A 13,822-nucleotide genomic window follows, 5' to 3' on the forward strand; every position below is an offset into this window, starting at 1 on the left:
TAAATGCCTGGAACCGTCAATGAACCACGGACATTCCGGAAGCCAGTTGCATGACCCGTTCCTGAGTTGCCTCGCTGCGGTCGAGGGTGCCCATCAGGTCGCCCTCGTGCATGACCATCACGCGGTCGCTCATGCCGAGTACTTCCGGCAGCTCCGAGGAAATCATGATCACCGCCATGCCTTCGCTGGCGAGGTAGGAAATCAGCCGGTAGATCTCGGCCTTGGCGCCGACATCAATGCCACGGGTCGGCTCGTCGAGAATCAGAATTCGTGGGTTGGTCATGAGCCAGCGTGCGAGCAAGGCTTTCTGCTGATTGCCGCCGGACAAGGTGTCGATGCACTGCTCCAGCGACGGGGTTTTCACCCGCAGTTTTTTGCACATCTCTTCGCACAACACCCGCAGGGCTTTCTGCTGGATGAAGCCATGGCCGGCGTAATGCGGCAGCACCGCCATCTCCATGTTTTCCAGGACCGACAGGCACGGGAACAGGCCACTGAGCTTGCGATCCTCGGTCAGCAACGCGAAGCCCTTCTCGATCGCCATGTGCGGATCGGTGATGCGCACCACCTGCCCATCGAGGCGAATTTCGCCACCGTCACTGGGAGTAATGCCGAAAATTGCTTCGGCGACGTTGGTCCGCCCGGAGCCCATCAACCCGGCGATGCCGAGGATCTCGCCAGCATGCAGGTCAAAGGAAACCCCTTTGAAAATGCCGTCGAGCTTGAGGTCGCGCACCGACAGCAACAGATCGCCGATCGGCTTCTCGCGCACCGGGAACAACTGGCTCAGTTCGCGACCGACCATCATCGAAATCAGGCTGTCGCCGTCCATGCTGTCGGCGCGTTGCAGGCCGATGTAGGCACCGTCACGGAACACCGCGACTTCATCGGCGATGGCGAACACTTCATTCATTTTGTGGGTGATGTAGATGATGCCTTTGCCCTGGCGCTTGAGGTCGGCAATGATCGAAAACAGGTGGGCAACTTCCTTGTCGGTGATGGCCGAGGTCGGTTCGTCCATGATCAGGATGTCGGAGTCGTAGGACACGGCCTTGGCGATCTCGACCATCTGCCGTTCGGCGATGCTCAGGTTGCCGACTTGCTCCTCGGGGTCGAGGTTGATTCGCAAACGCTCCAGCAGTTTCGCGGTGCAGCGGTGCATTTCGCCGTGGTCGATCATGTGGAAACCGTTGAGCTGCTCACGGCCGATCCAGATGTTCTCGGCGATGCTCATGTGCGGCATCAGGTTGAGTTCCTGGTGGATCATCGCGATCCCGGACTGGAGCGCCGCCAGCGGCGTCTCGAACACCACCTTTTTGCCCCGCAGGCGCAGTTCGCCGGCGTCCGGCTGGTAGATGCCGGCGATGATTTTCATCAGGGTCGATTTGCCGGCGCCGTTCTCGCCCATCAGGGCCAGCACCGAACCGGGGCGCACCCGCAGCTGCACATCGGACAAGGCCACCACACCGGGAAAACCCTTGCTGACGTTGATGATCTCCAGCAGGTACGGCTCATCGACGGGTGTTGCGGTTGGCTGGATACCCACCAACGGGGTGCTCGAAGCAGTCGCTGAAGCGAACATGATCAGGTACTCCATCAGCAAGGTCGCGGTGGCAACCTTGCGTGCTTATTGTTGTTATTGAACGGAAGGACTATTTGAACGTGTCGACGTTTTGCGGGGTGATCAAGCGGTAGGGCACCCACACCGCCTGCTCAACCGGTTCGTTTTTGGCCATCTTCACGGCGGTGTCGATCGAACCATCCGCCTGACCCTTGGCGTCCTGGAACACCGAGACCGTCATGTTGCCTTTCTTGATCGCGTTCAAGCCGTCCGGCGTACCGTCGACCCCCGCGATCAACACACTGCCCTTGTCGACGCCGGCCTGACTCAGGGCCATCGCGGCACCGATGGCCATTTCGTCGTTGTTCGCCACCACGGCATCGAACTTGCGGCCCTGGGTCAGCCAGTCGTTGACCAGGGTCATGCCTTTATCCCGCAGCCAGATGCCGGTCTGCTCTTGCTCGACCTTGATGTTCGGGTATTTGGCCAGCACCTCTTTTACGCCTTTGGTGCGGTTGGTGGTGGAGTTGTTCGCCAGGTCGCCCAACAGGATCACGATGTCGCCCTTGCCACCCATTTTGTCGGCCAGGTATTGCATCTGCATTTCACCGGCCTCCAGGTCATTGGAGGCCACCGTGACCACGCCTTTGGGCAGCTTCAAGTCATCCGGGCGACGGTTGACGTAAACCAGCGGAATGCCGGCCTTGACGGCGGCTTCAGTGATTTTCCTGGTGGCGGCGGTGTCCACCGGGTTGACAACTATGGCATCGACTTTCTGGCTGATGAAGCTTTCGACCTGGCTCAACTGCTTGACCACATCGCTGCGCGCATCTTCGAATTGCAGCTGCACGCCATCGGGGTAGGACTTGGCTTTCTTGTCCATGGATTCGCGCAGGTAGGTCAGCCAGGTGTCATCGAACTGGGACATGCTCACGCCGATTTTCATGTCGGCCAATGCAGCGCCGCTGGCGAACATCAGGGACAGGGCAAGTGCGGTGAAACGGATCGGGGTCTTCATGAAAAGTCTTTCTCCACATTCTTGTTGGTTTTATGGATATGGCGTGACGATTTCAGTAAGCGGGAAACGAGCGCAACGGGTCGCGAGGCAGGTCGCTGGAAATGACTCTATTGGAATATAATTTCTATATCAACCAATTTTAGAATTTTATTCTGTTTTCATTCCACGGTGGTCGAACTGGCCCAAATCCACCACTTGATGGCGCTCAGCACTCAATCGCGCAGCGTCCAGGACACGGGTGGTCGCCAGTGCATCACGCGCTTCCACCGGCAGTGGGCCACCGCTCTGTAACGCGGCTTGTAGCTGTATATAGAACTGATTCCAGCAGCCACGCTCGGAGGGCACGCGTTCACGTTCCTCGCCGTGTTCGAACCAGCCCCAACGTCGATGCTCTTCGACACCCCAACGCTCGCCTTCGGATTTTGGCGAGAGCCCGGCTAGCGCCATAGCCTCCTGCCCGTCCAGCCCATCGACGCTGTAGCAACCTTGGGTGCCCGTGACCCGAAAGCGCGGTTCGGGGCTGTTTTGCAGGCAACTGCCGCCCAGGTGCGAGATGACGCCATTGGCGTGGGTCAGCGACATAAAGAAGCCGTTGTCGAAGGCCTGGCCTTTTTCCAGGTACTCAAGTTCGGCATACACCCGGGTGACCGGGCCGAACAACTGCAACGCCTGGTCCACCAGATGGCTGCCCAAATCCCGCAGGAAACCGCCGCCGCTGCCGTTGTTTACCGCGTGCGGCGAGTAACGTTCGATCCGCGATTCGAAACGCGTGACCTGACCCAGCGCGCCGGACTCGATGAGTTTGCGCACCGTGAGGAAGTCCGAATCCCAGCGCCGGTTCTGGTAGACGCTGAGCCGCACGCCCTGGCGCTCGGCCATGGTGATCAGGGTGTGTGCCTGCTGCGCATCGGCGGCGAATGGTTTGTCGCTGACCACCGCCACGCCGTGTTCGATGCCATCGAGCACCAGCGCCGGGCGGCCCTTGAGCGGCGTCGACACCACCAGCACGTCGATGCCGGCTTCCACCAGTTGGCCGATGCTGTCGAAGGCCGGCACGCCGGGATGCTCGGCGGCCAGCAACTGGCGGCGCTCCGGTGACCGGGTGACCACGCCCACAAACGTCGCACCCGGCAGGCTGCTGAGCAGCGGAGCATGGAAAAACCGGCCGCCATGGCCGTAACCGACAAGTCCGATACGCATGTGTGCATTCCTTCTTATTGTTATGTAGCCGCTCACGGGATCAACACCGCCCCCTGTAGGAGCTGTCGAGTAAAACGAGGCTGCGATCTTTTGATCTTAAAAACCAACGTCAAAAGATCGCAGCCTCGTTTTACTCGACAGCTCCTACAGGGGATTGGGGGTCAGGCGTAGAAGTGGGGGCGGTCGGGCAGGCTGACGTTGACGATCTGGCCGCTGTTCTGGGCTTCGATGCACGCGTCGGCGGCGACGGCGGCGGCGAAGCCGTCCCATGCCGATGGACCGCCCACCTGGCCGGCGCGCACGCCATCGATAAATGCCTGCAACTCCACGTCATACGCGGCGATAAAGCGATCCTTCCAGTCCATCAGAATCGCATTCGACAGCTTCGCGCCACTGCGCAATTGCACCTGTTGCGGCTCCGGCAGTTTGGCGATGCCGGTCTCCCCCACCACTTCGCACTGGATGTCATAACCGTACTGGCAGTTGACGAACACTTCGACGTCGATGCGCGTGCCCTTGGCGGTTTCCAGCAGGACGATTTGCGGGTCTTTCAGGTGCGCGAGGGCTTTGCTGGATTTACGTGGGAACACCACCTGCACGGAGACGTAGTCGTCGTCGAGCAACCAGCGCAGCACATCCAGTTCATGGATCAGCGTGTCGGTGATCGCCATGTCGGTCTTGTAATTTTCGCCCACGGTCGGGTTGCGGTGCGCGCAGTGCAGCATCAGTGGTTCGCCAATCTGGCCGCTGTCGATCACCGCTTTGAGCGCGCGATAACCTTCGTCGTAGGGACGCATGAAACCAACCTGCACCAGGCGCTTGCCGTGGGCCACTTCGGCCTCGACGATCTTGCGGCAGCCTGCGGCGGTGACGGCCAGCGGCTTCTCGCAGAACACCGGTTTGCCTGCGGCAATCGCCGCCAGCACGAACTCTTCGTGGCTCGGGCCCCAAGAGGTGACCAGGATCGCTTCGACCTCAGGCGCGTTTATCAACGCGTGGCCATCGGGATAGACCTCGGCGGTCAGTTTCAGGTCGGACATGACCTTCGCGGCTTGCTGCACATTGATGTCGGTGACCGCGACGACCTGGCTATTGAGCAAGGTCTGGCTGCAACGACGGATATGGTCTTGGCCGATGGCCCCGGTGCCGATGACGCCAAGCTTCAATGACATAGAAATTCTCCTGCGAAAATTATTGTTGGTTTCAGGGGCAATCAGTACTGACGGGCCTTGGCCAGTCGTTCATTCAAAGTCTTGGCCACCGCATCGGTGCGAGCGCTGGTGGAGACTTGCGCCACGCCGACCCGCCACCAGGACAGGTAGCCATGAATCATGGTCTTGGGCAGAACCTTGATATCGATCAGCGTCGACACCGTCTGCAAGCGCGCATCGGCCAACGCCGCGTGCAGCTCTGCAACAGTGTTCACCTTGTAAGTCTTGCAGCCGTAGGCCGCCGCGCTCATGGCGAAATCCACCGGCACAAAGCCGCCATCGAGTTTGCCGGTTTCCGGGTTGCGGAAGCGGAACTCGGTGCCGAAGCTGTCCATGCCATTGCCCATTTGCAGGTTGTTGATGCAACCGAACGTCATATTGTCCAGCAGCACCACGTTGATCTTGCGTCGCTCCTGAATCGAGGTCGCCAGCTCCGAGTGCAGCATCATGTAGGAGCCATCGCCCACCAGTGCATAGACCTCGCGCTCCGGCTCGGCGAGTTTCACACCCAGTGCAGCGTTGACCTCGTAACCCATGCAGGAATAACCGTACTCGACGTGGTAGGTGTTCACGCCCTTGCTGCGCCAGCTGCGTTGCAAGTCGCCGGGCAGGCTGCCGGCGGCGGCGACGATCACGGCGTCGTCGGCCAGGGTTTCGTTGAGCACGCCGAGCACGCGGCTTTGGGTCAGGCACGAACCGGTCAGCTCGATGAATTCGCGCAGGACCGCCGGGTCCAGGTGGTCGTTGATTTCCGGGGCGAAGTCCTTGGCCTGGTATTCGATCTGATAGAGGCGGTCGACTTCCTCATCCAGTTGCGCTTTGGCCTGACGCGGTTGATCGCCCCAGCTCGAGCGGTAATCACCCAGTGCGTCGGCCAGTGCCTGCAAGCCAGCTTTGGCGTCGGCCAACAGTTGCACACCGTCGAGCTTCAACGCATCGCAGGGGCTGATATTCAGGTTGATAAACTGCACGTCCGGGTGCTGGAACAATGACTTCGACGCGGTGGTGAAATCGCTGTAGCGCGTGCCGATACCGATGATCAGGTCAGCGTCCTTGGCCAGCAGATTCGCCGCCAGGCAACCGGTTTCACCGATGCCGCCGACGTTGAGCGGATGGCTGGACACCACCGCACTCTTGCCGGCCTGGGTTTCGGCGAACGGAATGTCGAAGCGCTCGGCAAACGCCTGCAACGCGGCATTGGCCCCGGAATAACGCACCCCGCCGCCGCAAATGATCAGCGGTGTGCGCTTGCCTTTGAACAGCGCCAGCGCATCGCCGAGCATCGCTTCGGTGGCCGGACGCCGCTCGATGCGGTGCACGCGTTTTTGCAGGAAATAATCCGGGTAGTCGTAGGCTTCGGCTTGCACGTCTTGCGGCAAGGCCAGGGTCACCGCGCCGGTTTCGGCGGGGTCGGTGAGCACACGCATGGCGTGGATCGCCGCGCTCATCAGTTGCTCGGGACGGTTGATGCGGTCCCAGTATTTGCTCACGGCTTTGAAAGCATCGTTGGTGCTGATGCTTAGGTCGTGGAACTGTTCGATCTGTTGCAGCACTGGGTCCGGCTGGCGGCAGGCGTAGACATCGCCGGGTAACAACAGCAAGGGAATGCGGTTGGCGGTCGCGGTGGCGGCAGCCGTCAGCATATTCGCGGCGCCGGGGCCCACCGATGAAGTGCAGGCGTAGATTTTGCGCCGCAGGTGTTGTTTGGCGAAACCGATGGCAGCGTGGGCCATGCCTTGCTCGTTGCGGCCCTGATGCACGACCAGGTCGCCGCTGTCCTGCTCCAGCGCCTGGCCCAGGCCGAGCACATTGCCGTGGCCAAAAATGGTAAAGACCCCGGCGACGAATTTGCTCTGGACCCCATCGACCTCGATGTACTGGTTATCGAGGAATTTCACCAGGGCCTGGGCCATGGTCAGTCTTGTAGTGGTCATACTTGCACCTTCCTTTGAAGCTAAATCCGGTGTGTGCCTTGAAATGCGATCACTGTGGGAGCGGGCTTGCTCGCGAAAGCGGTGTGTCAGGCGACATCAATGCTGAATGTGCGGCCGCCTTCGCGAGCAAGCCCGCTCCCACAGGTGATCTCCATCAATTCGATAACCATGTCAGGCGAGGGATTTTTGCAGGTGATCCATGCTCGCGCCGATCGCCTGTTCGATGTCTGCCAGGCCATGGACGCTGTCGGCGAATGGTTCGAATGACAGGTAGCCGCTGTAACCGGTGCTGAGCAAGGTGTCGATTTGCGCCGCGTTGCCGAGGATGTCGCCCTCGCCCACCAGCACGCGATGGCCGTCGCGGATGCTGGCCAGCGGGGCTTCGGCATCCTCGACGCCGGAGATGTGCACCAGCCCGGTCAGCTCGGGGAAGAACTCCTGCTCGCCGGCCAGGTGATGGTGAAAGGTGTCGTGAACCAGCTGGAACACATCCAGCCCGCCGATGGCCTTGATCGCATCCACTGCCGTACGCTTGCGGCGCAACGAGCACTCTTCAAAACCCAGCGGTTCGATGAAACCGAGGAGGCCGTGATCGCGCAGGATCGGCGCCAGTTCGGTCAACGCAGTACGCAAACCCGAAGCCCGTTCGGCTTCATTGCGCGAATCGGCGCGATCATTCAGCGGGCACATGACCAAGCCCTGGGCGCCGCAGTCACGGGCATACGCGGCAAGCGTCAAGGCCTGCGCACGGCGCTCGTCATTCCACACATCAAACGGGTACAACGCGTTGATCGACAGCACGCTGATGCCGTTGGCCGCGCACAATTCACGCACGCGCTCGGGCGCGGTGCCGTCCTCGATCTCGACACCCTTGAGGTCGTTGCGGATCTCGATGGCGTCGGCCTTGAGGGCCACCGCCAGCTCGATGAACGCCGGCAGGGACAAACGTGGGGCGACCATACGGTTCAGGGCGAAACGCAGGGGCTTGCTCATTATTCTTGTTCTCCGTGCAAGGGTTGGAATCAGAGGTCCATCAGCCAGCTGTGCTGCGGGTCGTTATGGAACTGCCAGACGCGTTTCGGACCGGCCATCACGTTCAGGTAATAGGACTCGTAACCGTAGGGCACGCTGACCGGGTGATAGCCTTTGGGCACGACGACGAGGTCGCTGTTTTCCACGGCCATGGCCTGATCGATGCTGCGGTCATCGGTGTAGACCCGCTGGAACACAAAGCCCTGGGGCGGGTTGATCTGGTGGTAATAGGTTTCTTCGAGAAAGCTCTGGTGCGGCAGGTCGTCGGTGTCGTGCTTGTGCGGCGGATAGCTCGAGGAGTGCCCCGACGGCGTGCGCACTTCCACCACCAGCAGCGAATGAGCAGGCTCGGTGTCCGGCAGGATGTCGCAGACGTAACGGGTATTGGCGCCCTTGCCGCGCACGCTGCGCTTCATGGTTTCGGGTTGGATCAGGCGTGGGCCGAGGCCAGTGCTCGTCGAACCGGGCGCGGCGCACACGGCGATTTGCACATCGCTGAGGGCGACCACTTGCGCCTGACTGCCCGGCGGCAAGTACGCGGCGAAGGGTGATTTGTCTTCGAACACCGACTGGCGATCGCCGATGTTGTCCCAGTCGAACGCGCCCTGCCCCGGTGCTTCGCCCTTGAGGCTGACGCGGCCGCTGAGCAGCACCAGGCACAGTTCTTTATCGCCCGCCGACACCGGCAAGGTTTCGCCGAGGCTCAAGCGGTACGCGGCGAAACCGACGTATTCCAACTCACCCTCGCCCAACTCGACCATGGTCCGGCCACGGGCATTGCTTTTGATCTGCAGGCTCATCATGCAATCCTCTCGTCGAGCAGCGCACGCAAGGTGTCGTAGCCTTTTTTGGCGTAGACATAACTCGGTGCCACCGCCGGGTCCTGTTCGGCTTCAACCACCAGCCAACCGTGGTAATCGTTGGCCAGCAACACATCGAGCAGTGCGGCAAAATCGATATCGCCATCCCCCGGCACAGTGAAGGTGCCGTTGATGATGCAGTCCGGGAAGCTCCACAGGTGGTTGCGCGCCAGTTGCACTACCGGTTTGCGCACGTCCTTGAAATGCACGTGGCAGATGCGTTCGATGTGTTTGCGCAGGACGTGCAAGGGTTCGCCGCCGCCCATGTAGCAATGGCCCGAATCGAACAGCAGACCGACTTCGCTGCCGGTCAGGGCCATCAACTTGTCGATGTCCGCCGGGGATTCGACGTAGGCGCCCATGTGGTGGTGATACGCCAGGCGCACGCCCTGGGACAGGGTGAAACGCGCCAGCTCGGTGAGCTTGTCGGCGTATTCCTGCCACGCTTGTTCGGTATGGAAGCGTGGGCGCTCCACCAGCGGAATGCGCTGGCCTTGAATCGAGTCAGCGACTTCGCCGTACACCAGCACCTTGGCGCCGTTCTTCGCCAGCAGCTCGACATGGCTGCCGATGGCATCGATTTCCTCGGCCACGGAACGGCGCGCCAATCGACTGGAGTACCAACCGGACACCAGCGCCAGATCGTAAGGCCGCAGCACGTCACCGACGCCTTTGGCATCCTTGGGGAATTTACCGTTGAGTTCGAAACCTTCGTAGCCGATTTCCTTGCCTTCGCCGAGCGCGGTGCTCAGCGGCGTCTCACCACCGAGGGACGGCAGGTCGTCGTTGCTCCAGGAAATCGGGTTGATGCCAATTCGGATAGCGGGCATGGCTGCACCTTTTATTGTTTACACAAAATCAGTAAGAACGACGCAGATCCCTTGTGGGAGCGGGCTTGCTCGCGAAAGCGGTGTGTCAGGCAACAAAAATGTTGAATGTGCCGGCCTCTTCGCGAGCAAGCCCGCTCCCACATTTGAAATGCGTCAGTCCATCAGGCGCGGGCGGTACGCCAGGCATCGATCAGTTCGACGAACGTGCCCTGCACTTGGCGGATCAGCGCTTCGTCGTCGATTTCACCGGCCAACCACGCGCGACTCGGCTCCTGGAAAATCGTCCGGCCCACGGCAAACCCGCGACAGGTCTGGCTCTGGCTGGCCTGCTGAAACCCTTCGGCCAGTGCCGCCGCCGGTGCGTTCAGCCCCAGCAACACCACGCCTCGGCAGTACGGATCACGTTCCTGGATCAGTTCATCGAGTTGCTTCCACTCCTCGGCGCTCTGCGCTTCGATCTTCCACCACGCCGGGTAGATGCCCAGGTTGTAAAGGCGTTTCAGTGCCCGGTACAACACATCGGGATGCGCCGACGGGTGATCCTTGGGCGGGATGATTTCCAGCAGCAGTTCATGGCCGCTGATTTGCGACGCCTCATACAACCCCTTGATCTGCGCTTCCTGCTCCAGACGCAGCAGCGGCTCGTCGTCCGGGTGGAATTGCACCAGGCACTTGATGATCTGTTCTTGCGGCCAGGCAATCAGGTTGCTGCCGATGGAGCGCCCGTGTTCGAACGCCAATGGCCGCGAGCCCTGCACTTCGACCGGCCGCGCCACCCACCAGCCACGACCGGTGGCAGCGTTCAGCGAGTCCTGGCCGAAGCGTTGATCGGCCAGCAGCCCGACATCGGCGTCGATGCCTTGCTCGCGCAAATCGGCTTCGACTCGCTCCACGGCCTGGATAAACAGTTGCTTGAGTTCGCCGATCGCGCTCAGGTCGCGACCACCCTTGTGCGCCAGTTCTACGAGTTGCCCGCGATGGTCGAAGGCAAAGATGAACAGCTGCTTCCACTGTTTGCGCGGCACGCTGACCTGATGCAGACGCTGCAACACCGCGTCCTGATCCGGCCGGGTAATCGGCACCGGGCTGTTGAACAGGTAATCGAGTTCGGCGCGGGTCGGCATGGCCGGGGCGCAGGCATGACGCGACACCACCAGACCGCCACAGGCATTGGCCAACTGGCAGCAGCGCTCGTCGCTGGCGTCCTCCAGCCAACCGGCGAGGAAGCCCGACATGAAGGCATCACCGGCGCCCAAAACGTTGAGCACTTCGACCCGCACGCCTGGGTAAATCTCGCCGTCTTCGAGACGTTCCGGGATCACCCCGTGAATCACCGTGCAACCCTGCGGGCCGAGCTTGACCACCAGGGTCGCGGCGCTCAGGCGCCGGACATTGCGCAGCGCCGTGAGCAAATCCTCGGAACCGCCGGCAATCAAAAACTCTTCTTCCGTGCCAACGATCAGGTCGAAACGCGGGAGGATTTTCTGCACGTGCTGGCTGACGTTCTGGTCGGCGACGAAGCGGGTTTCGCCATCGGCCTTACCGGCCAGGCCCCACAACACCGGACGATAGTCGATGTCCAGCACGCGTTTGACGTTGTGCTTCTCGGCATAGTCCAGTGCCTGGATGCTCGCCTTGTAGACGCCGTCGGTGGAGAAATGGGTGCCGGTGATCAGCAAGGCCTTGCTGGAGGCGATGAAAGCCTCGCTGATGTCTTCGGCCCGCAACGCCATGTCGGCGCAGTTTTCACGGTAGAAAACCAGAGGAAAGGTTTCGCGGTCCTTTAGGCCCAGCAGCACCATGGCCGTCAGGCGTTCCGGATCGACCTTGATCCCGCTGACGTCGCAGCCTTCGCGGGTCAGGGATTCGACCAGGAAGCGACCCATGTGGTCGTCCCCTACCCGGCTCAGCATCGCCGACTTGAGGCCCAGCCGGGCCGTGCCGAAAGCAATGTTGGCGGACGAGCCGCCGAGGTACTTGGCGAAGCTGCTGGCATCCTCCAGCCGCGCACCGACTTGCTGCGCGTAGAGGTCGACGCCAAGGCGCCCGAGGCAGATCAAATCCAATTGACGCCCACTGGCAAAACGAGTCTGGCCCATGCTGGCTCCTGTTATTTTTATCAGCCTGCGTTCGAGGCGATGACCGCGTCGAACGCTCTTGGTGGATGCAGACTAAAACGACCGAGACCGAACAATCAATAATTATTCCAAATATTTTTTACGTGGAATATTTTTTCCAATAAACTTCAGTACGGGCGTTCCAGAGGCAGTGCATCGTTTCAGCACCGCTCACACTGACGGCAAGCTCAAGATTTTATTCCGACCTACCCTGTAGACTGCGCACAGCCAACCTATTGTCACGGGATGACGGCAACTGTCCTCCCTATAAGAACAAGCCAGAAGGATTCCTTATGACCCGCACCGATCAGCCGGCGACGACCGAGAGCACGCCCGAGAGCGACCTCGCCAGCCCACCGATCAATGCCGAGCGCTTGCTGCAGCTGATCACCGACGAATACGAAAGCCTGCCGCGCCAGCTCAAGCGCATCGCCAGTTACATGAGCCAGCAAAGCGACCGGATCATGGTCGACCGCATCAGCGACATCGCCCGCGAGTGCGAAGTGCATCCGTCGGCCATCGTGCGGTTTTCCCAGCGTTTCGGCTTCAGCGGTTTCAGCGAAATGCAGGCGCTGTTTCGCGAGGCCTATACGCACAAGACCACGCCGGTGCAGAACTACCAGCAGCGCATCCGCAGCATGATCGCCAACAAGTCGCAGAAGGCCAGCGGCGGCGACCTGGCGCGCGAGTGCATCGACGCGACCCTGTCAGGCATCGAACGGTTGGGGCTGGAACTCGATGACCAGGCCTTCGACAAGGCAGTGGACCTAGTGGTGAATGCCGACAACATCTACGTGGTCGGCGTGCGTCGCTCGTTCGCCGTGGCCGATTACCTGGTCTACAACCTGCAACACACCAACAAGCGCATCCACCTGGTTTCAGGCCTCGGTGGCAGTTACCGCGAGCAGATGCGCAGCGTGCGCGCCAATGACCTGGTGATCGCCATCAGCTTCACGCCCTACGGCAAGGAAACCCAGCACTGCCTGCGCATCGCCCAGCACCATCAGGCGAAAACCCTGATCATCACCGACAGCAACCTCTCGCCGCTGGCCAAACGCGCGAACACGGTGCTGCTGGTCAATGAAGGCTCGTCGTTTGCGTTTCGCTCATTGAGTGCGACCTTGTGCCTGTGCCAGGCGCTGTTCATCGCCGTGGCTTATCGCCTGGAGCTAAAGATGGATGAGATTCATGAGCAGGTCGGGTTTGAGGACTGACATCACTCTTTTGACGGCTCCTGGCAGTCAGTCCACACCCCACGCATCAGCGCCTTCAACATCAACGCCTCCTCCCAGCGATCCGTGATGTCGCGCCCATCGGCCCCCGTGATCGCATAAGGCGGTGGGCCGAGTTCGCAGGTGAAGGACAAGCTGGCCGGTGTGTTCGGGCGGGCCAGCCAATCCTCGATCCCATAGCGCCACCAGCCAAGGAAACGCTCCAGCCAGGGTCGATGCCGGGCAAAACTCAAGGGCACCTGGACCTGTTCGCCATTGCTGACCCGACCGTGGAAACCCCAACTGTGGCGCAGAATGCTGTGGATCTGTTCGTCGTCTTCGGCAGTCGCCGCTTCCGGCAATTCGCGGCCCACGACATAGTGCGACAGGTCGGCCAACAGTTTGAGGTCGGGCATTTCCTTGAGTAGATCAAGGGTGAACAACAGGTCGTTGGTGAGGCGATAACGGTGGGTTTCCAAGAGGATCGGGAAGTCCACCTGCTCGGCCAGGCGCTGCCAGCCTTCGACCAGTTTGATCGCCTGCGCCAGCGTGCCTGGGCGGACGTCGGCCTGTAGCGTGAGGTGATGGCAGCCGTAGCGCGAAACGACATCGAGCGCGGCGGCCAGGTCATCGACGCTCCGGGGAAACAGCTGACCTTCGATTTGCAGGCCTTGCGCCTTGGCGGCGGTGCTCAGGCGTGCAGCCTGTGGCGCGCGCCAATAATGGTCGGTGATGCCGTCGAAACCGGCGGCGGCGATTTTCTCCAACTGAGCTTCGATGGACAGATCGCACTGGCCACGGTGATCTTGCATGGCCCACAAGGACTGAAACACCAGGAATTCGCGCAT

At 61.0% G+C, this 13,822-nt stretch carries 11 protein-coding genes; 1 reads left to right on the top strand and 10 read right to left on the bottom strand.

What is annotated here, in order from left to right:
• Nucleotides 1-16: 16 nt before the first annotated feature.
• The 9 genes from ACIPL2_RS26745 to iolC form a co-directional block, all read right to left on the bottom strand.
• Nucleotides 17-1,582 (bottom strand): sugar ABC transporter ATP-binding protein, encoded by a 1,566-nt coding sequence (locus ACIPL2_RS26745; RefSeq protein ID WP_401361440.1) that lies wholly within the window; start codon nucleotides 1,580-1,582, stop codon nucleotides 17-19.
• A 70-nt stretch (nucleotides 1,583-1,652) separates the two neighbouring features.
• A complete protein-coding gene (locus tag ACIPL2_RS26750) occupies nucleotides 1,653-2,579 on the bottom strand; it encodes a sugar ABC transporter substrate-binding protein (protein WP_401361442.1) in 927 nt (308 codons plus the stop codon).
• A 147-nt stretch (nucleotides 2,580-2,726) separates the two neighbouring features.
• Nucleotides 2,727-3,779: a Gfo/Idh/MocA family protein gene (locus tag ACIPL2_RS26755; protein WP_401361444.1), complete on the bottom strand. Its 1,053-nt coding sequence runs from the start codon at nucleotides 3,777-3,779 to the stop codon at nucleotides 2,727-2,729.
• A gap of 161 nt (nucleotides 3,780-3,940) precedes the next feature.
• Nucleotides 3,941-4,951: a Gfo/Idh/MocA family protein gene (locus ACIPL2_RS26760; protein WP_401361446.1), complete on the bottom strand. Its 1,011-nt coding sequence runs from the start codon at nucleotides 4,949-4,951 to the stop codon at nucleotides 3,941-3,943.
• A 41-nt stretch (nucleotides 4,952-4,992) separates the two neighbouring features.
• Nucleotides 4,993-6,924, bottom strand: coding sequence for a 3D-(3,5/4)-trihydroxycyclohexane-1,2-dione acylhydrolase (decyclizing) (gene iolD, locus ACIPL2_RS26765; protein ID WP_401361448.1), 1,932 nt, complete (start codon nucleotides 6,922-6,924; stop codon nucleotides 4,993-4,995).
• Between the two features lie 171 nt (nucleotides 6,925-7,095).
• A complete protein-coding gene (locus tag ACIPL2_RS26770; RefSeq protein ID WP_401361450.1) occupies nucleotides 7,096-7,917 on the bottom strand; it encodes a TIM barrel protein in 822 nt (273 codons plus the stop codon).
• 29 nt (nucleotides 7,918-7,946) lie between these two features.
• On the bottom strand, nucleotides 7,947-8,756 hold the full coding sequence (gene iolB / locus ACIPL2_RS26775) for a 5-deoxy-glucuronate isomerase (RefSeq protein WP_401361452.1): 810 nt from the start codon (nucleotides 8,754-8,756) through the stop codon (nucleotides 7,947-7,949).
• Nucleotides 8,756-9,646, bottom strand: coding sequence for a myo-inosose-2 dehydratase (gene iolE / locus ACIPL2_RS26780; RefSeq protein WP_401361454.1), 891 nt, complete (start codon nucleotides 9,644-9,646; stop codon nucleotides 8,756-8,758). The genes iolB and iolE overlap by 1 nt, the downstream gene beginning before the upstream one ends.
• A 161-nt stretch (nucleotides 9,647-9,807) precedes the next feature.
• Nucleotides 9,808-11,745 carry a 5-dehydro-2-deoxygluconokinase gene (iolC, locus tag ACIPL2_RS26785; RefSeq protein WP_401361456.1) on the bottom strand — a complete coding sequence of 646 codons (1,938 nt, stop codon included), beginning with the start codon at nucleotides 11,743-11,745 and terminating at the stop codon, nucleotides 9,808-9,810.
• A 311-nt stretch (nucleotides 11,746-12,056) separates the two neighbouring features.
• Between iolC and ACIPL2_RS26790 the strand changes: the two genes are divergently transcribed.
• Nucleotides 12,057-12,977, top strand: coding sequence for a MurR/RpiR family transcriptional regulator (locus tag ACIPL2_RS26790; RefSeq protein WP_059404264.1), 921 nt, complete (start codon nucleotides 12,057-12,059; stop codon nucleotides 12,975-12,977).
• 2 nt (nucleotides 12,978-12,979) lie between these two features.
• Here ACIPL2_RS26790 and ACIPL2_RS26795 read toward each other — a convergent pair whose 3' ends face one another.
• Nucleotides 12,980-13,822, bottom strand: a complete 843-nt coding sequence (locus ACIPL2_RS26795; RefSeq protein WP_401361459.1) for a sugar phosphate isomerase/epimerase family protein — start codon at nucleotides 13,820-13,822, stop codon at nucleotides 12,980-12,982.

It is taken from the genome of Pseudomonas sp. NPDC086251, from assembly GCF_044746405.1.
Taxonomy (GTDB): domain Bacteria; phylum Pseudomonadota; class Gammaproteobacteria; order Pseudomonadales; family Pseudomonadaceae; genus Aquipseudomonas.

Bases quoted from the DNA above. Each gene is read 5' to 3' on its own strand.
- iolD (WP_401361448.1), bottom strand. From the start codon at position 6,924: ATGACCACTACAAGACTGACCATGGCCCAGGCCCTGGTGAAATTCCTC.
- ACIPL2_RS26795 (WP_401361459.1), bottom strand. From the start codon at position 13,822: ATGCGCGAATTCCTGGTGTTTCAGTCCTTGTGGGCCATGCAAGATCAC.
- ACIPL2_RS26750 (WP_401361442.1), bottom strand. From the start codon at position 2,579: ATGAAGACCCCGATCCGTTTCACCGCACTTGCCCTGTCCCTGATGTTC.
- iolE (WP_401361454.1), bottom strand. From the start codon at position 9,646: ATGCCCGCTATCCGAATTGGCATCAACCCGATTTCCTGGAGCAACGAC.
- iolC (WP_401361456.1), bottom strand. From the start codon at position 11,745: ATGGGCCAGACTCGTTTTGCCAGTGGGCGTCAATTGGATTTGATCTGC.
- ACIPL2_RS26760 (WP_401361446.1), bottom strand. From the start codon at position 4,951: ATGTCATTGAAGCTTGGCGTCATCGGCACCGGGGCCATCGGCCAAGAC.
- ACIPL2_RS26755 (WP_401361444.1), bottom strand. From the start codon at position 3,779: ATGCGTATCGGACTTGTCGGTTACGGCCATGGCGGCCGGTTTTTCCAT.
- ACIPL2_RS26790 (WP_059404264.1), top strand. From the start codon at position 12,057: ATGACCCGCACCGATCAGCCGGCGACGACCGAGAGCACGCCCGAGAGC.
- iolB (WP_401361452.1), bottom strand. From the start codon at position 8,756: ATGAGCCTGCAGATCAAAAGCAATGCCCGTGGCCGGACCATGGTCGAG.
- ACIPL2_RS26745 (WP_401361440.1), bottom strand. From the start codon at position 1,582: ATGTTCGCTTCAGCGACTGCTTCGAGCACCCCGTTGGTGGGTATCCAG.
- ACIPL2_RS26770 (WP_401361450.1), bottom strand. From the start codon at position 7,917: ATGAGCAAGCCCCTGCGTTTCGCCCTGAACCGTATGGTCGCCCCACGT.